Below are 23296 nucleotides of genomic sequence, written 5' to 3'. Positions count from 1 at the left end.
TAGGAGTTACAAATGGCAGCAAAAGAAGTGAAATTCTCTGATGAAGCCCGTCAGAAAATGGTTGCTGGTGTCAATGTATTGGCTGAAGCAGTAAAAGTAACTTTAGGCCCTAAAGGCCGCAATGTGCTGTTAGACCGTGCCTTTGGCGGACCGCACATCACTAAGGATGGTGTGTCTGTTGCTAAAGAAGTGGAATTGAAAGATAAATTCGAAAACATGGGTGCACAGCTGGTTAAAGAAGTGGCTTCTAAAACCAATGATGTAGCTGGTGATGGTACAACTACCGCTACTGTACTGGCTCAGGCGATTGTAACTGAAGGCATGAAATATGTTACTGCCGGCATGAACCCAATGGATTTGAAACGCGGTATTGATAAAGCTGTTGAAGCTGTGATTGCTGAACTGAAAAGCATTTCTAAACCAGTACCGGAAAAATCTAAAGAGATTTCTCAGGTTGCTTCTATCTCTGCCAATGCTGATGAATCTATCGGTGAAATCATTGCCAAAGCCATGAATGAAGTAGGCAAAGAAGGCGTGATTACCGTTGAAGATGGCAAATCACTGGAAAACGAAGTGGAAGTGGTTAAAGGTATGCAGTTTGACCGTGGCTACCTGTCTCCTTACTTTGTTACCGATGTAGAAAAACAGATTGCTGGTCTGGATAGTCCATATATTCTGTTGTTCGATAAAAAAATCTCTAATATCCGTGACCTGTTGCCAGTTCTGGAACAGGTGGCAAAAACCAGCCGTCCATTACTGATTATTGCTGAAGATGTTGAAGGTGAAGCTCTGGCTACGCTGGTGGTAAACAATATTCGCGGTATTCTGAAAACTGTTGCTGTTAAAGCTCCGGGATTCGGTGACCGTCGTAAAGCCATGTTGCAGGATATTGCTATCCTGACCGGTGGTACTGTTATTGCTGAAGAAGTTGGTCTGTCTCTGGAAAAAGCTACTCTGAAAGATTTGGGTCAGGCTAAACGTGTAGAAGTTGGTAAAGAAAATACCACTGTAATTGATGGTTTGGGTGACAAGGCTGCTGTTGAAGCTCGTGTTGCTGAAATACGCAAACAGATTGAAGTGGCTACCAGCGACTACGATAAAGAAAAATTGCAGGAACGCGTGGCTAAACTGGCTGGCGGTGTAGCGGTAATTAAGGTTGGTGCTGCTACTGAAGTTGAAATGAAAGAGAAAAAAGACCGCGTTGATGACGCCCTGCATGCTACCCGTGCTGCCGTAGAAGAAGGTGTGGTAGCTGGTGGTGGTGTTGCGCTGTTGCGTGCACGTGCTGCGATCAAAGATCTGAAAGGTGCCAATGCTGATCAGGAAGCTGGTGTGAAAATCGTTCTGAAAGCAGTTGAAGCTCCTTTGCGTCAAATCGTTGCCAATGCTGGCGATGAACCAAGCGTTGTGGTGAACAATGTGTTAAATGGTTCTGGTAACTACGGTTACAACGCTGGTACTGGTGAATACGGCGATATGCTGGAAATGGGTGTACTGGATCCAGCTAAAGTTACCCGCACTGCCTTGCAGCATGCTGCTTCTATCGCTGGTCTGATGTTGACTACTGATTGCATGATTACCGAATTACCGGAAGACAAACCAGCTGCGCCTGATATGGGTGGCATGGGCGGTATGGGTGGTATGGGCGGCATGATGTAATGTTGCTTTAAGCACTCTGCTTAGTAAGGCAAAAGCCGGATATATTTGATATCCGGCTTTTGTGTTAGTTAACAGAAGTATTGATTTAAGCATCGAAATAGCCAGTGTGAGGCGGTAAATATTGGAACTGGCTGAAGTATTTAGCTATTATGATGTGCTGGGGCTATTCATTGCAAAAAATTTAATGCTGAGATTGGTATATGTCCGATATCAGTAATTTTTCTGTAGCTTTATTCCTCTAAACAGACGATTTGCTGTTGGAAATATTGTAGATATTGATGAATATTTTCAACACTGATTTGAGTTAAAGTCTACTCAGTGCAGAATTATTGCAAATTATGGTCTCTTTTCATGACCCTTCAGTTCACACAAGGCAGCACAGGTTTGAATCTGGCCAGTTTGATGATTTCAAAAAGGATGCTTCTGTGCATCAGTGCCAGCCAGATAGGTTACCAGAGTGTACTGCTAATGGAACTGCATGACCCAAGACTGAGGAGGGCATCGCTGGATTTTCTTGTCAGGGGAAAGAGTTGATTTGATGATGGCTATTCTGTCCTGCGTGGAACACAAATGAGGATGGTGAGTGCAGGTTCAATTGAAATAATCAAAATAGTTAGAAAATAATTGTAAATACCTCAAAGTTAGTACAAGATTCAGGTAGAAAATTAGGCTGCTTATTTTAGGGTTTTATATTCACTCGGCGTCATATTATTTAATGCTTCATGAGGTCTTTTAGTGCTATGAATGGTTACCACATTCTCCGGTTACCTTTCTTGCCTGTTCCAGATTATTAAATAGATATAAATCTAGTACCTCTGTGCGATAGATGCGATTAAATCGTTCAATATATCCGTTTTGATATGGGCTACCTGGTTAAATATAATCTATGCTTATACCATGTGATTTTGCCCAGTCGATGAATGTTTTTCCGGTAAATTCCGGTTCATTATCCACTCGTATTTTGAGTGGAGAGCCATGATATTCGGCCAGTTTATCCGGATAACAAGTAACCCTGCCAGCCGGCAAACTGACCGCAATATCAATGCCTATGAAATAATCAAAATAGTTAGAAAACAATATGCCTCACGATTAAAGTCATTGATGACATTGAAAGTTCTAAACCTGCGTTGATTGCGACTGCTGTCACTCATAAAATTCATTGACCAGCATTCACCTTGTTTATTGGGTGCTGATAGCCTTTCTGGGCTTCGTGGAGGAATGCGTTGTTTACGCTTTACCCTGAGATTAAGCTTTAATTCACAATACACCCGATACACACGTTTATGATTCCATTTATAGCCGAGCTTTCTGATGCGATTAAAACATTTAGGAAAGCCCCAGCGTAAATGCTTATCGGTAATAGCACTTAGTACCGACATAATCACTGAATCATCCGGTAATTTAGGTTGATAATAGTAAGCGCAGCGACTTAAGCTAACAATAGCGCAGCTCATGGCAATAGTAACAGAATGACTTTCTTGCAGTTGTACAGCCCAAGCTTTACGTGCTTGAGTAGGCACTATAGCTTTTTTATGATTTCCTCCTGAAGCTGAGATTTTAAACTGAGCTCAGCAAACATCTGCTTAAGCTTACGGTTTTCAGCCTCTAGCTCCTTTAAACGTTTGATATCGGAGTTTCCATACCACCGTATTTATCACGCCATTTATAAAAAGTTGAATTGCCGATGCCATATTTACGGCAGAGTTCTTTGACGGGGATACCGGCTTCGGCTTCTTTTAAAATAGATACGATTTGATGTTCAGTCATTTTTTTCATGTTTAAATCCTCGGTGGGTTAATAAAGAGAATTTTCAACTTTTATGCTGTACTATTTTAGGGGATGGTGCCAATTATGATGGAAATTAATATTTTAAGCGATCAGTGGAAAGACACATAAGGTAAGCAATTAAGTTATGAAAGTTAGTTTATATCTGTCCTTAATATGGATAGTAAAGCAGTTTGCTGTAATGACAATTATATAATTATTTAACCAGTTCTACACCGCGGTTGGCCAGTTCATCGGCTTTTTCGTTACCCGAGTGGCCGGCATGTCCTTTTACCCAGTGCCAGTGTACTTGATGTTTATTCACTTCAGCATCCAGCGCCTGCCACAATTCAACATTTTTAACTGGCTGGTTGGCCGCTGTTTTCCAGCCGCGTGCTTTCCAGTTATGGATCCATTCCTGCATGCCTTTTTTAACGTATTGGGAATCCGTGTAAATATTGACGATGCAGGGGCGTTTCAGTGCGGCCAGTCCCTGTATCACTGCGGTAAGTTCCATGCGATTATTAGTGGTATTGGCTTCGCCACCAAAGAGTTCTTTACTGTGGTGGCCGGATTGCAGAAAAGCACCCCAACCACCCACGCCGGGATTACCTTTGCAGGCACCATCGGTATACAGGGTAACTTCGCTCATATTCATAGGCTGTTTTAAAAAGTGCTGACTATATCATGTCTGAGGTGGTAAAACTTTACCGGGGTTAAGTATACCCTGTGGATCGAGGTTTTGTTTTTGTGCCCACATCCATCTGATTTCTGCATTGCTGCGTACTCGTGGCAGCCACTGGTTTTTTAACTGACCAATGCCATGTTCGGCAGCAATGCTGCCATGATAGTGTAACACCTGTTCATACACTAGTTGGTTGATGCGGTTTTCGTAGTGATAGATCTCATTGTTCAGAATGTTGTTAATAAAGACATTGTAATGCAGGCTGCCGTCTCCAAGATGGCCAAAGAGGATGGTTTGGGTTTGCGGAAAGGTATTAGACAGTTGTTGCTGGCAGTTTTCGATAAAATCAGCAACATGTTCAATCGGTACAACGATATCATGTTTGATGCTGGCTCCCAGATTGCGCTGTGCGGCGGATATGTTTTCGCGTAATGTCCATAAATGCTGACGTTCATTTTCTGATTGAGCAATTACGGTATTGAGCCAGTTGCCTTGTTCGAGTACGCTGATTAAAGGTTCGGTTAAATCCTGTGTAGGCAGGCTGTCACTCAATTCTAGCAGGATATGCCAGTTGGCGCTGGTGGGTTCGCGTAACTGGCTATAGCTGGCCGACAGGCTGAGGGCAGCCTGACTGATTAATTCATAGCTGGAGAGGCGCTCGGCAAAGTGGTTTTTCAAAGCAGATAGCAGACTGGTGGCTGCGTGGATATTTTCTACGCCTACCCAAGCCGTTAATATGCTTTGTGGAGGAGCAAATAGTTTCAATGTTGCAGCGGTGATGATGGCCAGTGTGCCTTCACTACCGATGATTTGCTGGTGCATTTCGTAACCGCTGGTATTTTTATGTAGTGGGTACAAGTGGCTTACCAGTTCGCCATCGGCCAGTACATATTCCAGTCCCAGTACCAGATCGCGCATGGTGCCATAACGCACTACATTCAAGCCGCCAGCATTACAGGCAATGTTGCCACCTATCTGGCAGGAGCCTTCGCTAGCCAGACTTAGTGGAAAGTAGCGGTTGGCCTGACGGGCTGCGGCCTGAACTTCAGCTAATATCATGCCTGCTTCTACAGTGATGGTGTTATCAGCCAGATTGAGCTGGCGCATGCGATTAAGTTTACTTAGTGACAGGATAATGCCTTTACCGGCAATAGAGGCATGAGGTGTAGCGCCGCCACACAATCCGGTATTGCCGCCCTGCGGAGTAACGGGAATACGCTGTTGCTGGCAATAACGCAGGATATTCTGTACACCACTGACGGAATGGGGTTGTAATACGGCAAATACCTGTCCATGGTAGCGTTTGCGCTGGTCAGTGCAGAATGGGGCAATGAGTTCGTTATCTGTGAGGATTTCGTATGGTGTCAGTATCTGCCGTAATCGGGCAAGGTGTGTCACGGTTGGCATAGTGATTATCTTATTGGCGAGATAAGCTGATTGTACGGCAATTGGCACAGCTGGCATGGTAAATATACGCTAACAGGCAATGTTTACAGTACAATATTGCTATTGAGTTATATTAGTAAGGAAGTGGCATGTATTTTGTTGATCGCAGTGCAGTGGTGCTGAAACCTGCTCAGGCTTTTCTCGACTGGCTGCAAAATACCAGTGATGATTTGCCCGAGTTAACTTTGTCACAACTACAGAGTAATTGTACTACGTTGCTGGTGCCGGAATTTGAAACGCCGGAACAGGTTATTGGTTATATTGGCGAGCGCTTTATGCTGATTTTTGAAGCAGAGCTGTCTGCCTGGGAAGTTGATCGTAAGCTGTGGCCTGCAATGGATATTAATCAATTCTGGAATTTTTTCACGGTTGAAGTACACGATATGGTGCTGGATCTTGTTGATGATGATTTACAGATATCGCCGGTTTATGGGGAAGCATAAGCGCACTTTCTGATGTTTGCTTGTGTTGTGCGGCTGCGACCGTCTTTGGGTGCTCAATGTCTGGCTGTAGGTATGCACGGGCTGGCATTGTGTGCCATTGCATTGTATAGCGCTGGCTGGCAATGTTTATTGTGGGTACTGGCGTGGATATTTTCTGTTTTGTGGGCATGCAGTGGTCTGCGTCAGACGAAGGTGAAAAAAATTGAAATCAATCAGTATGGACAGGCCAGTCTGGTGGTTATGCACTGGAAAACTGCTGTACCGGCTATTTTGTGCCCAGACAGTATGGTTAGGGCAAAGCTGATGGCTTTGCATTGGCAAACGGCCAAAGGTAGTGTATATCAGCTTTTATTACCCGATATGATGGATGCGCAGGCATGGCGACGTTTGCAGGTATGGGTGCGCTGGTGTCAGCCGAATAAGGTAGAACCTGTTTTAAGGCAATCAATTTTGAATAAGGTAATCCATTGGCTCAGGCTGAAGGATAATAATTAGAATAATGACAGAAAAGTTTGATGCAACTGAGTTGGCTCAATGGCTGCAATATCTGGAAAATGGTGTTGCTGGCGGACAGATTGAAATGGGACTGGCACGGGTAGATGCTGTTCGTGAACGCATGGATTTACGGTCGCAATGCCCGTTGATTGTCGTCGCTGGAACTAATGGTAAAGGTTCGGTATGCTCCTATCTAACCCAGATTTATCATGAAGCTGGCTATCGGGTGGGTACGCTGACCAGTCCGCATTTGTTGCGTTTTAATGAACGTATTGCCATTAATGGGCAGGCAGTTACTGATGAGCTGATTGTAGGTGCGTTTAAACGCGTTGAGGCGGCACGGGCAGAAACAGTATTAACCTATTTCGAATTCAATACATTGGCTGCGGTGGATATTTTTATGCAGCAGCAAGTAGATGTAATGGTGCTGGAAGTAGGGTTAGGTGGTCGGCTGGACGCGGTAAATATATTTGATGCTGATGTTGCGGTGATTACCAGTGTCGATCTGGATCATGAGGCATTTCTGGGCGATACGGTTGAAAAAGTGGCGTTTGAAAAAGCAGGGATTATGCGTTGCGGTAAACCGGTGGTATGTGGCCAGTTGCCGTTGCTACAAAGTCTGGCAGCACAAGCTGATGCAGTGGGGGCGGATTTACTTTTACTTGGGCGCGACTTTAATTACCAAAAATTGGAAATGCAGCAGTGGTCGTATCGTTTTCATCCGCAGTACAGCCGTTTGTATACAGATGGACATGCTCGCCATGCTTTACCGATACCAGTATTGCGTGGTGATTTCCAGCTTAACAATGCAGCCTGTGCATTAACAGTGCTGGAATGTCTGTCTGAACGTCTGCCGCTGGACATTGGTGCGATTAAGCGTGGTTTGTTGCGTGTGCGCCATCCGGGACGGTTTCAGATATTGCCCGGCCAGCCGCTTACTGTGCTTGATGTGGGACATAATCCTCATGCGGCACGTGCATTGCGCAGCAGTTTGATTGCTTTACCCTATGCAGAAAAACGCATGGCTGTATTCAGTATGCTGGCAGATAAGGATATTGATACGGTTCTGGAAATTGTTAAAGATCAGTTTGATTGCTGGCTGATTGCACCACTGGCTTTACCGCGCGGTATGACTATAGAGGCATTACAGCAGAAGTTTACCCAGCATACCATTACCGCTGTAACTGCATACTCTTCAGTTCAGAATGCATATAAGGCAGCTTTATCACAAGCGGGTAAGAATGATAGAATTGTGGTATTTGGTTCGTTTCATACCGTAGCAGAAATGATGGATATATCGCGGCAGTAAAATTTGAAAATAGAAATGAATGGGACAAAGGAGTAAGTGATTAATGAATGTACAGGAAAATTATGAACAGTTGAAGCGGCGTAATCGACGCCGATTGGTAGGTGCATTAATCATGGTGGTCATTGCTGCCATTTTGCTGGCTATTATGTTGAGCCGCCGTACACCACAGCCGGTATCAGCTCCGCAACTGGATATTAGGGCTGCTGGTGCAAGTAGCGCGGCCAGTGAGGATGCTTCGGCTAATGCCACGATGGATTCACAATCCACTTCTGCGGTAGTACTGGAGCCGATAGCCAGTACGCCAGCATCCGCTGTAACATTACCTGCTACCAGTATAACTACTACACCGGCACCTTTGGCCGGGGTTGAACGTAAACCTCAGGGTACTGTATCTGGATCAGTATCGGCACCGAACGCAATCCCGGTAAGAACACCTGTTCGTGCACAAGCTACGCAGCAGAATGGTGCAAATTCTGCACATAACAAGCCATCAGCAGACAACAGAGTGGTGACCAGTGTGCCTGTTGATAAAAAGAATATAGAAAAAAATCAGCAGCATAGTGCGCATTCTGTACCGGACTCTAGAGCTAATGCAGCCATAACCAAACCGGCAGAGACGGTAGAAAAAAATGCAGTGGCGAAGCCAGCCAAAAAGGCGCCTGCGGCCGCTGAAAGCAGAAAAAACAGTGAGGCTGTGAGTACTTCCAGAAGTGCGACAGCCAAAACCGGTATTGCCGAAAATGATAAGAAAACCATAACAGCACCCAAAACTATAAATAAAACGCCGGCACCGGTAAAACCGGCTAATACTGACAAACCAGTCAATAATGCAACTGATGCAAAAAGCAGCACCAGAGCAGGCAGGCTGACACCGCAGCAGATATTGGAAAATAAAGCCGCCGGCGCTGTGACCAAAAATTCTGCATCAAATCAGAAAGGCACCAGTGCTACTTCCACCAGCAACAGTAAAGCAACTGTGGAACGCACAGTGATTCAGATCGGCGCTTATACCACTGAAGCACAGGCCAATTTGGTACAGCAAAGACTGGCTGTTGCTGGTGTGCCCACTAGTATAAGCACGAGTCAGACCAGCAAGGGTACACTGTATCGGGTGCGTAGCCGTGTTTATAATAGCCGCAATCAAGCTTTGCAGAATCTGGAGAAAGTGCATGCAGTGGGATTGGATGGGCTGGTAATTGGTTTATAGGAAGTTGGTATTGGTATGACCCTATTTGATGTATTAGCGCTTGGCCTGATTCTGTTAACTACGCTGGTTGCGATGATGCGCGGACTAATAGGTGAAATAGCTTCATTACTATGTTGGGTGGTAGCCTTCATCGGGGCAAAGTTACTGGCTGCACCAGTGGCCGATATGGCCTTTACCAGCATGCAGCCGCGAGTATTGGCTGTTTCATTGTCTTTTGTGCTGGTATTCGTGGTTTTATGGATAGTGCAACGTCTGTTGCGTACTCTGATTACCTCGGCGTTGCAAACCTTGGGGCTGGGTGGGGTCAACCGTATTCTTGGTGCCTGTTTTGGAGCTATTAAGGGCACTATTATCGTTTCTTTGGTAGTGCTGATATGTGCTTTTACCGATTTACCGAAATCTCCGATGTGGCGTAATTCAGCTACTGCGGGCATGTTTGAGCAACTGGCGATGCTGGCCGTGCCCTATTTGCCGCCTTTATTTGCTGATAAGCTGAACTCACCACTGGTATAAGGGTATGATAAAGGTAATCAGATACAACGCGCGTTTTTAATTATAAAAACGCGCGTATTTATTTGTCTTGAATGGAGTGAATGATGTGTGGTGTATTGGGTATTGTTGCGCATGAACCGGTAAATCAGCTTTTATATGATGGCCTGCAAATGCTGCAACACCGTGGACAGGATGCGGCTGGAATTGTTACCGCTGAAGGCACAATGTTTCATATGCACAAAGGCCGTGGTATGGTGCGTGATGTATTCCGTACCCGTAATATGCGGGAATTGGTTGGTAATATTGGTATTGCTCATGTGCGCTATCCGACTGCTGGCAATGCCAATTGTAGTGCCGAGGCACAGCCATTTTATGTTAATTCTCCTTTTGGTATTGTGCTGGCACATAATGGTAATTTAACCAATACCGAAGAATTATTCAAGAATGTTTGTTTTACTGATTTACGTCATGTCAATACTCGTTCTGATTCGGAAGTATTGCTTAATGTACTGGCGCGCGAGCTGGAAAATCAAGTAGGTAATCGCACTGCACTGACACTGGAAGATATTTTTTCAGCGGTGACCACACTGCATAAACGTGTGCATGGTGCTTATGGAGTAGTAGCACTGATTGCGGGCTATGGTTTGCTGGCTTTTCGCGATCCATTCGGGATTCGGCCACTGTGTCTGGGCAAGAAAGTACAAAACGGACATACTGATTATGTGGTGGCCTCGGAATCTGTAGTGTTCCCGAGTCTGGATTATGAGCTGGTACGTGATGTGGCGCCCGGTGAAGCCATTTTTATCAGCAATGAGGGACAACTGTTTTCACAGCAATGTGCTCAGAATCCACGCCTGATGCCTTGCCTGTTTGAATATGTATATTTTGCTCGTCCGGATTCAGTGATTGACGGGGTATCTGTGTATCAGGCACGGCTGAATATGGGGGTTACACTGGCGGAGAAAGTAAAACAGACGCTGGATTTAGAGGATATTGATGTGGTTATGCCAGTGCCGGATACCAGCCGTCCCAGTGCTATGGAATTGGCACTGCATTTGAATAAACCTTATCGCGAAGGGCTATTTAAAAACCGCTATATTGGTAGAACATTTATTATGCCCGGGCAGTCCGTGCGTAAAAAATCTGTACGACAGAAGCTCAATCCGATGAATTATGAATTCAGCGGTAAAAAAGTCTTACTGGTGGATGACTCGATTGTACGTGGTACCACCAGCCGTGAAATTGTGGAGATGGTGCGTGAAGCAGGGGCAACTAAAGTCTATTTTGCATCTGCGGCACCGGCGGTATTGTTTCCCAATGTTTATGGTATTGATATGCCTACCCGTGAAGAGTTGATTTCCTACCAGCGCGATGCAGAGCAGGTGGCGGCTGAAATCAGTGCAGATGCGGTGGTATTTCAGGATTTAAGTGATTTAAAAACAGTTGTGCTAAAACTGAATCCTCAGATTGAAGGCTTTGATAGCTCGTGTTTTGATGGGTGTTACATCACTGGTGATGTGGATGAAGCTTATTTGCAACGCCTTTCTGCGGATAAAAATACATTGGATACTTCTTTTGTAGTACCGAGTCTGATTGAACACAATGTCAGTGTGCAGGAAAATGAAGATGAAGAGGAATGAGCAGACGCCAGCATCTGAACTCGGTTTGATACTTTACTGCTTTCAGATGGTTTAATCATATGCAATTGTTTATTCAGTCAAAGTAATATCTGTGTTATCCAGCTAACTGATTAAATTGCCAATAAACTAACTCATATTAATATAATAGTAAAATAAACAATAGATAGACAATTGAAAAGCAGCCGTTGCGGCTGCTTTTTTGGTGGATATCAGATATAACTATTATGGCTTGCCTGATTCTGCTTAGTAATCAATAATAACTTTCATGGCCTTTTCATCTGCGGCATGCTTAAACACATCATAAGCCTTTTCCAGCTCATTAAAATGGAAATGATGAGTAGCCAGTTTTTCCATAGGCAGCTTGCCTGAACAGCAGCTTTTCAGCAACATACCGGTAGTATTAGCATTAACCAGACCAGTGGTAATGGTGAGATTTTTAATCCATAGTTTTTCCAGTTCAAAATTAACTGATTGACCATGTACACCAACATTGGCCAGATGACCACCTTCTTTTACAATTCGCTGGCAGATATCCCAAGTGGCACTAAGTCCAACTGCTTCCATGGCGCAGTCTACTCCACGGCCACCAGTTAATTCTAGTACACGTGCCACTGCATCTTCGCGGGCAGAATTGATAATCTGGGTTGCTCCCAGTTCTTTGGCCATATGCAAACGGTTATCGTCCATATCAATCATGATAATCTGGCTGGGCGAATACAATTGTGCTGTTAATAAACAACTCATTCCTACCGGACCAGCACCAATAATGGCTACTGTATCACCAGGTTTCACATCACCATATTGCACACCGATTTCATGCGCAGTGGGCAGGGCATCTGATAACAACACAGCAACATCTTCATTCAAATCCGTCGGTAATCGGTAAAGAGAATTATCTGCAAATGGTGTGCGCACATATTCAGCTTGTGTCCCATCAATCATATAGCCCATAATCCAGCCGCCACCACTCTGACAGTGAGCATAGAGCTGCTTCTGGCAATTTTCACAGGTACCGCAGCGACTGACACAGGAAATGATAACTTTATCACCTTTTTTGAAATTTTTAACGGCACTACCTGTTTCTTCCACAATGCCGATACCTTCATGCCCCAGAATACGACCGTTGAATTTACCCTCTTTTTGGCTTGCAGTTTGTTCAATTTCTGGATTTTTTCCTTTCCAGATGCCCAAATCTGTGCCACATATTGTGGTTTTGGTTAGGCGGATAACTGCATCAGTAGGCTCGATAATTGCTGGTTTGGCGCGCTCTTCGAATCGTATGTCGCCAGCACCGTAGTACACCATTGCTTTCATACTCTTTACTCCTTAAAATTATTAAAAAAATCATTCAGATGTCTATACTAACAGAATTATCACGTTCTTTACTGATTGTAGTGTAAAGATACCTGTATAACGATTTTATTGTTGGCTATTGCAGCCAGTTTGAGTAAAAATTTTGTTTGATCTTTAATCTGCCTCAAATTTTGGCCATTTACAGCTATTGCTATGTATATTTTTTCACATAATGAACGGTTTGCAGTGATGGTCAGGCTATTGTTGCTTAAGTAGATGTACTACTGTGGTTGGTTTGACCATAAAAAATATCCGTGGGTTGAACACGGATATTTTTTACAATTAGATGATTTTGTTTGACACTGGTTTGCCGTCCAGACCTTCCATCATGTCCGATAATTCATCTGCATGGTCTTCTTCTTCAGCCAGAATATGTTCAAGCATGCGTTTGGTTGTGGTGTCATAATCGCCAACATACATAATGGTCTGCCGATACAGATCAATGACGATGCGTTCTGCAATTAAGTCTGATTCCACCATATCACGTAGGGTTTTACCTTCTATATACTCAGTGGGTGAGCGCTGAATGAAAATATCAGGATTTAAATCAGGTTCGCCGCCTAGCTGGGTGATGCGCTCAGCCAGCATGGCCGCATGTTTCTGTTCCTGTTGTGCATGTTCCATAAACTCTTCTTTTACTGCATCCATAAACAGGCCGGTGGCCATATAGTAATGACGCAAATAACGCAGAACACATACCCATTCTGAAGCTAAAGCAATATTAAGCAGTTCGATTACTCTCTCTACATCCAGTTCATAGGTTGATGTTACTGACCCGTCTTCATAATTTTTGCGCGCATTGGCTCGCAATTCTTCGGTAGTACTGAATTTAATGTCACGTTTTAGTGGTTTGCGTTTGTTCATGTTTATCTCCTTGGTTTATTTGAATAGATCTCGGTTTGTTGTCAAATGTTCCATTTGTAAGGTAGCTGATGACGTAAATTGTTGTCTATGCAATTATTTTTAATGTAAGTAATAGTTGGATGAATATAATTGCATAATGTATATTTAGATGCTTTTAATTTTAATATTTAATATTTATGGTGAAATAAGATTAATTATTTTGGTATAAATGTTTCTAATATAAGCAAAATATCTCACAGAATTATTGTTTTATTTGTATATATGCTCTGATTTCTAATCATAAGTTTAGCGCAAGGACATTCAGAATTTCAGATAGAACCAAGCTGATATAAAGTATCAGAATAAAGTTGTAATGCACTTTTTAGATGTAAGTTTATAATTTATCAATACAAGTAAATATACTTAATACCGCAGGGTATTAGATATTATGAATAAAATCTTATTGTACTAATGTACATAAATGAGTAGAGCAGCTATTTAGCAAATGTATTCTGCTTAAGTGTCAAATTCCGAGTCGAATAATATAGGCAGCGTTTATTATGGGGATCAGAATAATAAGATATGAATTTAATACTTTTTATTGATTTATTTTAATAAAAACATAAATTTATAAGATATCAGTCTTAATGTCTAAATCGATGGTGATTGCTGTTTATGTTGCTTTAATGACCTGCAGTGGCAAAGGTGTACTTGTGCAGTAATAACGTGGGCAAGTTTAGTTTATTATAATGCGCGAAGTCACATACTTGAAATAATAAATACTGATTTCGTGCCATCAATGCAGGTCATTGTTTATATTGTTTTATTATGTTAGTGATTGTTTAAATTATGTTCAGCATTAGGCTTATCATAAACACCAAAATGGTCAACAATTGTACTACTGGCTTTATTCAGTCCTAAAACTTCTACTTGTGTGCCTTGTTTGCGGAATTTGATAACAACCTTATCTAAGGCTGCTACAGCTGTTATATCCCAAAAATGTGCTTGAGTAAGATCAATTGTTACTTTTTGTATAATTTCTTTAAAATCAAATGAATTTATAAATTTTGAAGAAGATGCAAAAAATACTTGTCCGCACACTGTATAAATACGCTGTTCTTTAGTTGGTTCTTCAGTGTTAATTTGAAGGTAATGGGCTACTTTATTGGCATAAAACAATGATGCCAGTAATACGCCTACAAATACGCCGTAGGCTAAGTTATGGGTAAATACGACCACAACCACTGTTGCGATCATTACTATATTGGTTGAAAGTGGATATGATTTGAGGTTTTTAACTGAGTCCCAGTTAAAGGTGCCAATTGAAACCATGGTCATGACAGCAACTAATGCTGCCATAGGTATCTTGCTTACCCAGTCTTGTAAAAAGACAACTAACAATAAAAGTACTGTTCCGGCTATCAGTGAGGATAAACGCGTCCGCCCGCCTGATTTCATATTAACCATTGACTGACCAATCATTGCGCAACCAGCCATACCGCCAAAGAAGCCAGTGACAATATTGGCAATACCTTGCCCCTTGCACTCTCGATTTTTATCACTTTGTGTATCGGTAATATCATCTACAATCGTTGCGGTCATCATCGACTCTAATAAGCCGACAATTGCCAGTGAAATGGAGTAGGGCAAAATAATTAATAGGGTATCAAGGTTAAAAAGGACATCAGGGAGTAAAAACGTAGGTAAGCTGGTGGGGAGTGTGCCCATATCACCGACCGTTCGTATATCCATACCAAAGTACATGTAGATGCCCGTGAGGATAAGAATACAGAGGAGCGGTGAAGGAATAATTTTTCCTACTTTGGGAATATAAGGGAAGAGATAAATGATACCGAGCCCTGCAATAGTCATTGCATAGACATGCCATGTTACATTGGTTAGTTCAGGAAGTTGTGCTAAAAAGATTAAGATAGCTAATGCATTGACAAAACCGGTTACTACGGAGCGGGAGACAAAGCGCATCAGGTTTCCTAATTTAAGAAAACCCGCAATAATCTGAAAAACACCACATAGGATGGTTGCGGCCAGTAAATACTCAATTCCATGTGTTTTAACCAGACCTGCAATTAATAAAGCCATGGCACCGGTAGCTGCCGAAATCATACCAGGACGACCGCCCGCAAATGCGGTAATTACCGCTATACAAAAAGCCGCATATAGTCCTGTTTTGGGGTCAACACCCGCAATAATTGAAAAAGCAATTGCTTCTGGAATAAGAGCAAGAGCCACAACGATCCCGGACAGAACGTCATTTCTGATATTTGAAAACCATTCTTTACATAAAGATTGCATTGATTTTAATCACCACTGATAGAAAAAGAAAATTACAGCGTGAAGCAATGCATTTAGAAATTTATCAAAATTTGATAGGAGACAACACAACCACTGTGCATCACGCGAGTAAGTATAATTATTGTTAATAGAAAACTCGCAAAACCCTACACAGCTATACTCCAGAATTAAATTTATTCTTTTATAATAATAAATCTTACGTGATTGTACAAGGTTAATTTCCTGATTTTTTTTGAGTGTGGAAATGATTCATTCTGAACACAATACAAACAATAGTGTATTTTAATGAATTGTAGTCAAAAATTTCTGGACAGTAGTAAAAGCCTGTTTTCTGCAATAAGGGGGAAATGACTTGATTATGAGTATGTGGTCGCCAGTCGAAGTTGGGATTTGTTAACTCGTCCGCGATTTCGGCTTAAGTCTGTGGTGTATTGTGGTAATTATTTTGCGGTCTATATTTGGTCTTTAACATTGTGTATTACAGCTCAGTAGACGCTTTGTCCCATAATCTCAGTTCATTCTTTATTTTCCCGCAAAATATCTGTGAAACGATTTATGCCTCTATTGCTATGTAATACTTCATGCTCTTCAAGAAGTGCATGTCTGCTCAAGTGATGATGTGATAAATATCATGAATGTGGGTAATGCCGACTTTTGGATGGAGAAGTTGAATAAATCAATTTATTTAAAATTTAATGTCAGTATTAACTGGTAGCTGTAAAAATATAATATACAAAATATTAGATTAAGTGATAGCTTGATATAAATAAAACTCTATACAAGTAAGTTTTATTATATTTTGAATAATTTATGGTTAATTCTATATTAATATACGATATTTATGTTTATTTTATTTATAAATATTAAATATATGTATATTTATTAAGTTAAATGTTAATTTGATTATTGAAATTAATATTAAAGTGTTGGGTTGTCCGGTTTTGTACTGTAATTTCATATTATAAATATTGTGTTTGTTATATTTCTATTATGCTTGGTTGAAGACTAAAGTGATTGTGGGCACAGGTATGGACATGTTGATGGTCATTTTAGGGTTAATTTTCAGTATGATTTATTTTGTGATTTGTTGAAAGAGGGAAGGTTCTGCAAACATTTCATAGAGATTACTTCAAAATCTGTGAATGAAAAAACAGACTGGAATAATACGCGCTATGAATGGCCCGGCATATATGTATTCACAAAGATAAATAATGCAATATTTTTGTTTTTGAAAAAAGAAAGTTTTATACCTATGCAAAATGTTTGATCTGAGAAGGAATTTGCCAGTTAGGATGAGTTTGAAGTGTATATTGAAGTTTGTGGTACTTATTTAGAGCAATCGAAATTTACTGTATCTGATTACTGGAAATGGGTTAATAGGTAAAGTAAATGATGGAGTTCACAATAATTGGAATAGGCGAAGTTAAGTTGCTAATTTTTTCAGCTTAAGATGGAATGGCTAAGTACAGATTGCGATTTGGTAGATTAGCCAGTTTTTTAATGTTCGGTTTTGGTATTAGTACAAAAAAAGAACTTGCAATTAAGAATTTATGAGTCTGAATAGAAGGTAAAGTTTAAATATAAATTAATTAGTTATGAGAATGTATGGCTTAGATATTCGGATAAGAATATTGATAGTTAATTTTTTAGAATTATACAAATATTTCCTTAATTTAACTTAAATATGCATTATATATTATATATACATTTGATTTTTATTAATATTTTTGATTTCATAGTTCAGAATGCAGTGTCGTAATAATATTCAGACTACTTTCTAATGAGTGGTTTCAGATAATTATTTAGCCAGTTTGAGAAATTTAAGAAACAGTTACAGATGAAAATTTTGATGTAGGTAAGGCTATGATGATGCAGTTTTAAGTTAAAATTGGTGGGCCAAATAGGTTGAATGGTGTTGGCAAGAGAGTGGTAATTTTTATGATTTTGGTGGATTTGTTATTGTTTTATTTGCTTTTTATAGGAAATTGTTCTTTGCTATGTGTTAAGGGTAGTTGCTGCTGTTTGTCTATGTGCGGTCTGAATAGATTAAACTAACTTTTACATATGGGATATGAATAGGTAGTTATTGCCATAATATGATGATTATTTGATATAAAAATTCATTATATATATAGAAAGCTAAATTTTATTTTTATTTTGTTGTTGTTTTTAAATTAATATTGATTGTAATACATTATGCATTTAAATTTATTTTGGTTATACTAGTTAAATGTATTTTATAATTTATTTGGAATTGTGAATGTATGGCTATTTTGTCTGGAACGAAGACAGTTAAGAAAGTAGCTAGAGAACACAGGCAAAGTATTCTGGCATTTAGCACAGGTAAGAATGCAGTTGCTGCTTATCTGGCGATTAAGGACAGCTTTGCTCATGTTTATCCTTATTATTTGTATCTGGTACCAGAACTGGAGTTTGTGGAAGAACAGCTTGATTTGTATGAGCGTCAGTTTGGTATCAGGATTACCCGTTTGCCGCATCCCGCTCTGTATCAGATGCTCAGGACGCATGTCTTTCAGCCACTATGCAATGTGGCGGTAATTGATGAGGCAAAACTGGTAGATTTTGATTATTCCGATATTCGAAAGGTAATGTGCGGGATGTTTGATTTACCGCTGGATACGCTGGTGGCGAATGGCACCAGAGTGGAGAAAAATCCAAAGCAGCGGTTGAGTATGTTGCGACATGGCTCAATTGTGAAAAGCCAGTGTCAGTATTATCCAGTATGGGATTGGAAAAAGTCGGATTTGCTACGCTGTTTTACGCAGCATAATGTCAAGCTTGGAAGTGATTACAAGGTATTTGGCTGTTCTTTTGATAGTTTGGATCTGCGTTTCTTACTACCCATCAGGAAATTTTATCCGCGTGATTATCAGAGAATTCTGGAGTTCTTTCCGTTGTGTGATCTGGAAATTTATCGTTGGGAGTGTGCTCATGGAAAAAGATAAGAACGGTGTAAAGACTGAAATGTCTGCGCAATCTGATTTGGGTAGTAATACACAGAATATTTCTGAACCGGTGTCATTTCCGGCATGTTCTGCTCGTGCCGGACACCGTTCGGATAAGGAAGCATTAGCGCAGCTGGGAGCGCTGAAGCAGGAATTTGAACAGGTTAAACAAGTACCTCAGCAGTTACGCCAGCGGGTTATGGATAGTGAATACTGGTGTACAATTTGTTTTCAGACACAGGAGCAGCTGATGTTTTTTTTCAATGCACTGGCTATGTCGCCTTATGAGAATAAGTATGTTGATGGACAGTTGCTGGCACAAAAACTGGGGATTACGCTGCCACCAGCTGAGGTAAGATTTCGTTTGTTTAAACATATTGATAAGGATTTTCAGAAGCTGGTAGATAATTAAAATACTGGCTTGTAGTGGTTAGGTGAATAAAATAATAGCCCCGTTCTGATGAACGGGGCTATTATGGTTTATGGGTTTTATAGGGCTGTACGTTTGTCCCACTCTTTGCTCAGCCGTTTGGCGGAAACAGGATAAGGGGTTTTCAGTTCTTGTGCAAACAGGGAAACACGCAGTTCTTCGAGCATCCAGCGAAATTCGGCTATGGGCGCAGGTACTGGCTGGTTTTGTTGCTGATATTGCTGTACTTTTTCATGCCATGTATTGGTAAGTGTCTGAATGTCGGCTTCACGTGCACTGTCTCGTGCAGGATTGCTGCCATATTTGTCCATACGTCTGAGCATGGCTTGCAGATACACAGGCAGCCGTGGCCATTGCTGCCACGGGGTAGCGCTAGCGAAGCCGGGATAAATTAAGCTGTTAAGGTGCTGGCGCAAAAGCTGTGTTAAGGGATGTTTGCCCAGATGGCTGTTGACTTCGGCATAGGCCTGAGCGGTTTGTAAAGCATAGTGATTGACGGCTTCTTTTACCGCAGGCAGGCGGCTGCGCGCTCGCTTGAGCTGTTCTTTGAAGGATTTTTCGTCACGTGGCAGTTCGTCTTCGCCAATCAAGGCACGGTCGAGTACTGCGTGGGTAAGGTCTTCGCGCAGGATATCGGCACCAAGATGTTTGAGCAGCATGGCGATTTGGGTGAAGTCTGGCAGGCCTTTGTTGAGATCTTTAACTTGTTCTTTTAATTGCAGGCTCATAAGGGCAAGAATGCCGCTGTGGTGTGCCTGTTCAGCTGCTGGGGCTGTATCAAACAGGCGTAAGGAGATGCTGCCATTTTTTTGCTGTTGCAGCCCCAGATAGCCGGTAAGCTGTTGTTTGGCGCGGGCAAATTTGATGCTTTCCGGCAGTTTGCCGATATCCCAGTTGGTGATGTTGTCGCGCTCAAATTCGCTGCTGTTGTCACGGAAGGTTACTGCCGCCGCTTGTCCGAGCTGTTGTTGCAGGATATTGAGATCGCGACCGCTGGCCAGTTCTGTACCGCTGTCATCAATTACCTGAATGTTGAAATAGCAATGTGCTGGTAATTGCTGTGTATGCCAGTGTTCGATGTCTATCTGGCTGAGCAGACGCATGTCGCCGGCATGCCGGGCAATGGCGTGTGCTAGCTGCGGCAACAGCGGGGCATTGATGTCGGGATTGTTGCTGAGAAAGGTGGTGATGAAATCAGGTACGGGTACGCAGATGCGACGGATTTGTTTGGGCAGGGCTTTGATAAGTAATTGCAGTTTTTCGCGAATCATGCCGGGTACGAGCCACTCAAGCCGCGCCATGCTGATGCGGTTGAGTAGTGGCAAGGGTACTGCTACGGTCACACCATCAAGTGGATGATGGGGTTCGAAACGATAGCTGAGGTTGCAGCGGCCATCTTTGGTGTCAAGATATTCGGGAAACTGACTTTCGGTAATGTTGCTGGCCGCATGTTGCATGAGGTCATCTCGGCTCAGGTATAGCAGCTTGGGATTTTCTGCTTCAGCCTGTTTGCGCCATGCTTCAAAGGTACGGATATCGGCCAGTGGCAGATTGCGGCCTTTGTTTTCTATATTGGCAGGCAGGCGTTGGTCGTAGAAGCTGAACAGGGCTTCTTCGTCTACCAATACATCCTGCCGGCGAGATTTGTGTTCTAGCTCGGTGATTTCTTCTATCAGTTTGTGGTTATGCAGGAAAAAAGCTGCTTTTAGGTTGCATTCTTGCGCTACTAATGCGCTACGGATAAAAATTTCGCGGGCTTCTTTGGGGTTGATGCGCCCATAGGCCACAGGTCGGCGCGGCAGGACGGTGAGACCGTACAGTGTGATGCGTTCGCTGGCTACAACTTCGCCACGTTTCTGTTCCCAGTGTGGTTCGAAGTAGTGATAGCGCAGTAGATGAGGTACTTCGTTTTCAATCCATTCTGGTTCGATTTTGCCAACATCACGGGCATACAGACGGGTGGTTTCGGTGAGTTCGGCAGCGATAACCCATTTGGGCTTGCTTTTGAACAGTGAGGAGGCGGGAAACAGATGAAAATGAATGCCACGCGCACCGGTGTAGTCATGCCCTTCAGGGCTTTTCAGGCCGACATTGGCTATTAGGCCGGTGAGCAGTGCGCGGTGAATCTGTTCGTAGCTGGCTTCTTTGGCCTGTTGCCGGTTCTGGCGTTGCTGGCGGCGGGCAATTTGCTGCTGTTTGAGTTTGGCTGCCAAATCCTGATCGCCGCTATTGCCGGGTGCTGGCTGGATGGCGTGGTTGTCTGGTGTTTGCCGATAGGCGCTGGCCTTGTCGGTAAGCCCCATGTCGATGGCAATCTGTGCTAGCTGGTGGTGCAGTTCACGCCACTCGCGCATGCGCAGGTGGGAGAGGAAGTATTGATGACACCATTGTATCATCTGCCGATTGGACAGGCCTTTATCACGTTCGTGCTGGTAAGAATCCCAGATATTCAGGTAGGCAAGAAAGTCGGATTGTTTGTCATTGAAACGTTCGTGCGCTTTGGCCGCAGCTTCGCGTGCTTCCAGCGGTCGTTCACGTGGATCCTGAATCGACAGGGCGGCTACGATAACCAGCATTTCGGCAACGCATTGCAGGCGTTTGCCGGCCAGCAGCATGCGACTGATGCGCGGGTCTACCGGCAGGCGTGCCATTTGTTCCCCCAGTTTGCTGAGCTGGTTATGTTCGTCTACTGCACCGAGTTCGAGCAGTACTTGATAGCCGTCATTGATATAGCGTTGGTCGGGAGCTTGCAGAAAAGGGAAGGCGTTTACATCGCCCAGTTTGAGGCTAATCATGCGCAGGATAACGGCGGCAAGATTGCTGCGGATAATTTCGGGATCAGTAAAGGCTGGTCGCTGATTGAAATCCTGTTCGCTATACAGGCGGATACAGATACCAGCAGCAACGCGGCCGCAACGACCGGCACGCTGGCGCGCGGCAGCCTGACTGATGGGTTCGATGTGTAATTGCTCTACTTTGGCACGGGCTGAATAGCGTTTTACCCGAGCCAGTCCGGTATCAATGACATAGCGGATTCCGGGTACTGTAAGTGAGGTTTCGGCAACGTTAGTGGCCAGTACGATGCGTCGCTGACGGCCATTTGGATGAAAAATTTTATGTTGTTCGGCAGCAGACAGGCGTGCAAACAGGGGCAGGATTTCGTCGTTGCGCCGCAATGGTGATTGCTGTAATGCATGTGCTGCTTCGCGGATTTCTCGTTCTCCGGGTAGAAAAATCAGGATGTCACCATTGCCTTCACGTGCAAGCTCGTCGGCAGCATCGACAATGGCGTCGTTGATTTCTATTTCGGCTTCGTCTTCATCTCTGGTGTGCAAGGGGTGATAACGGATTTCTACCGGATAAGTGCGGCCGGATACTTCGATTACAGGAGCTGGTGTGCCATGCAGGGTGAAATGCTGGCTGAAGCGTTCGGCATCAATAGTAGCCGAGGTGATAATAACTTTCAGGTCAGGTCGCCGAGGTAGTAGCTGCTTGAGATAGCCAAGCAGGAAATCGATGTTCAGGCTGCGTTCATGTGCTTCGTCGATGATGATGGTATCGTAAGCACTGAGAAAGCGGTCGGTTTGGCTTTCAGCCAGCAGGATACCGTCGGTCATCAGTTTGATATAGCTTTCGGGTGCAGTTTTGTCGTTAAAGCGTACTTTATAGCCTACGCTTTGACCAATCTGGCTATGCAGTTCTTCGGCAATGCGCTCGGCTACTGAACGGGCTGCTAGCCGTCGTGGCTGAGTATGGCCAATCAGTCCGGCCACGCCGCGCTCTAGTTCGAGGCAGATTTTCGGCAGCTGGGTGGTTTTGCCTGATCCGGTTTCACCACAGACGATAATTACCTGATGCTGGCTGATGGCTTGTTTGATTTCTGCGCGTTTTTCATGTACGGGCAGGGTGTTGTCGTATTCGGGTACCGGTAGTTTGGCCAGTCGTTGCAGATAGGTCTGATGGGAGCGCTGATAACGGCTGTTTATTTTCTCGTCACCGCCATAACGGGCGGGATTTTTACAGGCTCGTTGCAGATAAAAGCGGTCTTTAGTCAGGATTTGATTAAGTTCGTATGCAGACATGGCACAGATATTGCCGGAAAATTAGTAGATATGCGTATTATAACAAATCTATTCAAAATGCTTTTTGTTGGCATTTCGTGGTGGGTTTATGTGGTTGGTTGGAAAATTCAGAATACAAACAAGCTGATAATTGACAGCTTGGTTTGTTGGTCAATGGATGAATGGCCAT

General features: G+C 43.1%; 18 protein-coding genes and 1 pseudogene. 9 read left to right on the top strand and 10 right to left on the bottom strand.

The window, feature by feature from the left end; all coding sequences use genetic code 11:
* The first annotated feature begins 12 nt into the window (after nucleotides 1-12).
* Nucleotides 13-1659 (top strand): chaperonin GroEL, encoded by a 1647-nt coding sequence (groL, locus tag BHC51_RS08515; RefSeq protein ID WP_100153807.1) that lies wholly within the window; start codon nucleotides 13-15, stop codon nucleotides 1657-1659.
* Between the two features lie 738 nt (nucleotides 1660-2397).
* On the opposite strand, the pseudogene BHC51_RS13370 reads toward groL, so the two are convergent.
* The 6 genes and pseudogenes from BHC51_RS13370 to BHC51_RS08490 form a co-directional block, all read right to left on the bottom strand.
* Nucleotides 2398-2520, bottom strand: a pseudogene (locus BHC51_RS13370) (integrase core domain-containing protein); the annotation flags it as partial.
* Nucleotides 2521-2532: 12 nt separating this feature from the next.
* Entirely contained in the window at nucleotides 2533-2685 is a 153-nt protein-coding gene (locus BHC51_RS13365) for a transposase family protein (protein ID WP_144353367.1), read from the bottom strand.
* 20 nt (nucleotides 2686-2705) lie between these two features.
* Entirely contained in the window at nucleotides 2706-3179 is a 474-nt protein-coding gene (locus BHC51_RS13360) for an IS3 family transposase (protein ID WP_100153806.1), read from the bottom strand.
* 94 nt (nucleotides 3180-3273) lie between these two features.
* Nucleotides 3274-3435 (bottom strand): transposase, encoded by a 162-nt coding sequence (locus BHC51_RS13355; RefSeq protein ID WP_100153805.1) that lies wholly within the window; start codon nucleotides 3433-3435, stop codon nucleotides 3274-3276.
* Nucleotides 3436-3640: 205 nt separating this feature from the next.
* A complete protein-coding gene (gene rnhA / locus BHC51_RS08495; RefSeq protein WP_100100811.1) occupies nucleotides 3641-4075 on the bottom strand; it encodes a ribonuclease HI in 435 nt (144 codons plus the stop codon).
* Nucleotides 4076-4108: 33 nt separating this feature from the next.
* Entirely contained in the window at nucleotides 4109-5515 is a 1407-nt protein-coding gene (locus tag BHC51_RS08490) for an FAD-binding oxidoreductase (protein ID WP_100153911.1), read from the bottom strand.
* Nucleotides 5516-5643: 128 nt separating this feature from the next.
* Here BHC51_RS08490 and BHC51_RS08485 point away from each other — a divergent pair, with 128 nt between their 5' ends.
* The 6 genes from BHC51_RS08485 to purF all read left to right on the top strand — a co-directional run bounded on the left by BHC51_RS08485 (nucleotide 5644) and on the right by purF (nucleotide 11140).
* Nucleotides 5644-5997 carry a hypothetical protein gene (locus BHC51_RS08485; protein WP_100100812.1) on the top strand — a complete coding sequence of 118 codons (354 nt, stop codon included), beginning with the start codon at nucleotides 5644-5646 and terminating at the stop codon, nucleotides 5995-5997.
* A 12-nt stretch (nucleotides 5998-6009) separates the two neighbouring features.
* Nucleotides 6010-6492 carry a protein YgfX gene (locus BHC51_RS08480; protein ID WP_100100813.1) on the top strand — a complete coding sequence of 161 codons (483 nt, stop codon included), beginning with the start codon at nucleotides 6010-6012 and terminating at the stop codon, nucleotides 6490-6492.
* A gap of 4 nt (nucleotides 6493-6496) precedes the next feature.
* Complete coding sequence (gene folC / locus BHC51_RS08475; RefSeq protein WP_100153804.1) at nucleotides 6497-7801, top strand: bifunctional tetrahydrofolate synthase/dihydrofolate synthase; 1305 nt, start codon at nucleotides 6497-6499, stop codon at nucleotides 7799-7801.
* A 43-nt stretch (nucleotides 7802-7844) separates the two neighbouring features.
* A complete protein-coding gene (locus tag BHC51_RS08470; protein ID WP_100153803.1) occupies nucleotides 7845-9008 on the top strand; it encodes an SPOR domain-containing protein in 1164 nt (387 codons plus the stop codon).
* A gap of 15 nt (nucleotides 9009-9023) precedes the next feature.
* Nucleotides 9024-9521, top strand: a complete 498-nt coding sequence (locus BHC51_RS08465) for a CvpA family protein (RefSeq protein WP_100100816.1) — start codon at nucleotides 9024-9026, stop codon at nucleotides 9519-9521.
* An 83-nt stretch (nucleotides 9522-9604) separates the two neighbouring features.
* A complete protein-coding gene (gene purF, locus BHC51_RS08460; RefSeq protein ID WP_100153802.1) occupies nucleotides 9605-11140 on the top strand; it encodes an amidophosphoribosyltransferase in 1536 nt (511 codons plus the stop codon).
* Between the two features lie 243 nt (nucleotides 11141-11383).
* Here the strand turns inward: purF and BHC51_RS08455 are convergent, their stop codons facing one another.
* The 3 genes from BHC51_RS08455 to BHC51_RS08445 form a co-directional block, all read right to left on the bottom strand.
* Entirely contained in the window at nucleotides 11384-12454 is a 1071-nt protein-coding gene (locus BHC51_RS08455) for a zinc-dependent alcohol dehydrogenase family protein (RefSeq protein WP_100100818.1), read from the bottom strand.
* A gap of 321 nt (nucleotides 12455-12775) precedes the next feature.
* Complete coding sequence (locus tag BHC51_RS08450) at nucleotides 12776-13357, bottom strand: ferritin-like domain-containing protein (RefSeq protein WP_100100819.1); 582 nt, start codon at nucleotides 13355-13357, stop codon at nucleotides 12776-12778.
* 810 nt (nucleotides 13358-14167) lie between these two features.
* Complete coding sequence (locus BHC51_RS08445; RefSeq protein ID WP_100153801.1) at nucleotides 14168-15649, bottom strand: SulP family inorganic anion transporter; 1482 nt, start codon at nucleotides 15647-15649, stop codon at nucleotides 14168-14170.
* A gap of 2264 nt (nucleotides 15650-17913) precedes the next feature.
* On the opposite strand from BHC51_RS08445, the gene BHC51_RS08440 reads away from it, so the two are divergent.
* A complete protein-coding gene (locus BHC51_RS08440) occupies nucleotides 17914-18615 on the top strand; it encodes a phosphoadenosine phosphosulfate reductase (RefSeq protein ID WP_100123642.1) in 702 nt (233 codons plus the stop codon).
* Complete coding sequence (locus tag BHC51_RS08435; protein ID WP_100123643.1) at nucleotides 18602-19027, top strand: hypothetical protein; 426 nt, start codon at nucleotides 18602-18604, stop codon at nucleotides 19025-19027. Before BHC51_RS08440 ends, BHC51_RS08435 begins: the two co-directional genes overlap by 14 nt.
* Nucleotides 19028-19104: 77 nt before the next feature.
* Here BHC51_RS08435 and hrpA read toward each other — a convergent pair whose 3' ends face one another.
* Nucleotides 19105-23127: an ATP-dependent RNA helicase HrpA gene (gene hrpA, locus BHC51_RS08430; RefSeq protein ID WP_100153800.1), complete on the bottom strand. Its 4023-nt coding sequence runs from the start codon at nucleotides 23125-23127 to the stop codon at nucleotides 19105-19107.
* Between the last annotated feature and the right edge of the window lie 169 nt (nucleotides 23128-23296).

Source organism: Snodgrassella alvi, assembly GCF_002777745.1.
Taxonomy (GTDB): Bacteria; Pseudomonadota; Gammaproteobacteria; order Burkholderiales; family Neisseriaceae; genus Snodgrassella; species Snodgrassella alvi_D.
This window is presented reverse-complemented; position numbering and strand designations above follow the sequence as displayed.

What these genes read in the sequence shown, in the direction of transcription:
- BHC51_RS08470 (WP_100153803.1), top strand. Translation starts at nt 7,845, where the DNA reads ATGAATGTACAGGAAAATTATGAACAGTTGAAGCGGCGTAATCGACGC.
- folC (WP_100153804.1), top strand. Translation starts at nt 6,497, where the DNA reads ATGACAGAAAAGTTTGATGCAACTGAGTTGGCTCAATGGCTGCAATAT.
- BHC51_RS08465 (WP_100100816.1), top strand. Translation starts at nt 9,024, where the DNA reads ATGACCCTATTTGATGTATTAGCGCTTGGCCTGATTCTGTTAACTACG.
- BHC51_RS08445 (WP_100153801.1), bottom strand. Translation starts at nt 15,649, where the DNA reads ATGCAATCTTTATGTAAAGAATGGTTTTCAAATATCAGAAATGACGTT.
- BHC51_RS08485 (WP_100100812.1), top strand. Translation starts at nt 5,644, where the DNA reads ATGTATTTTGTTGATCGCAGTGCAGTGGTGCTGAAACCTGCTCAGGCT.
- BHC51_RS08480 (WP_100100813.1), top strand. Translation starts at nt 6,010, where the DNA reads ATGTTTGCTTGTGTTGTGCGGCTGCGACCGTCTTTGGGTGCTCAATGT.
- BHC51_RS08455 (WP_100100818.1), bottom strand. Translation starts at nt 12,454, where the DNA reads ATGAAAGCAATGGTGTACTACGGTGCTGGCGACATACGATTCGAAGAG.
- purF (WP_100153802.1), top strand. Translation starts at nt 9,605, where the DNA reads ATGTGTGGTGTATTGGGTATTGTTGCGCATGAACCGGTAAATCAGCTT.
- BHC51_RS08450 (WP_100100819.1), bottom strand. Translation starts at nt 13,357, where the DNA reads ATGAACAAACGCAAACCACTAAAACGTGACATTAAATTCAGTACTACC.
- BHC51_RS13355 (WP_100153805.1), bottom strand. Translation starts at nt 3,435, where the DNA reads ATGAAAAAAATGACTGAACATCAAATCGTATCTATTTTAAAAGAAGCC.
- BHC51_RS08490 (WP_100153911.1), bottom strand. Translation starts at nt 5,515, where the DNA reads ATGCCAACCGTGACACACCTTGCCCGATTACGGCAGATACTGACACCA.
- BHC51_RS08435 (WP_100123643.1), top strand. Translation starts at nt 18,602, where the DNA reads ATGGAAAAAGATAAGAACGGTGTAAAGACTGAAATGTCTGCGCAATCT.
- BHC51_RS08440 (WP_100123642.1), top strand. Translation starts at nt 17,914, where the DNA reads ATGGCTATTTTGTCTGGAACGAAGACAGTTAAGAAAGTAGCTAGAGAA.
- rnhA (WP_100100811.1), bottom strand. Translation starts at nt 4,075, where the DNA reads ATGAGCGAAGTTACCCTGTATACCGATGGTGCCTGCAAAGGTAATCCC.
- hrpA (WP_100153800.1), bottom strand. Translation starts at nt 23,127, where the DNA reads ATGTCTGCATACGAACTTAATCAAATCCTGACTAAAGACCGCTTTTAT.
- groL (WP_100153807.1), top strand. Translation starts at nt 13, where the DNA reads ATGGCAGCAAAAGAAGTGAAATTCTCTGATGAAGCCCGTCAGAAAATG.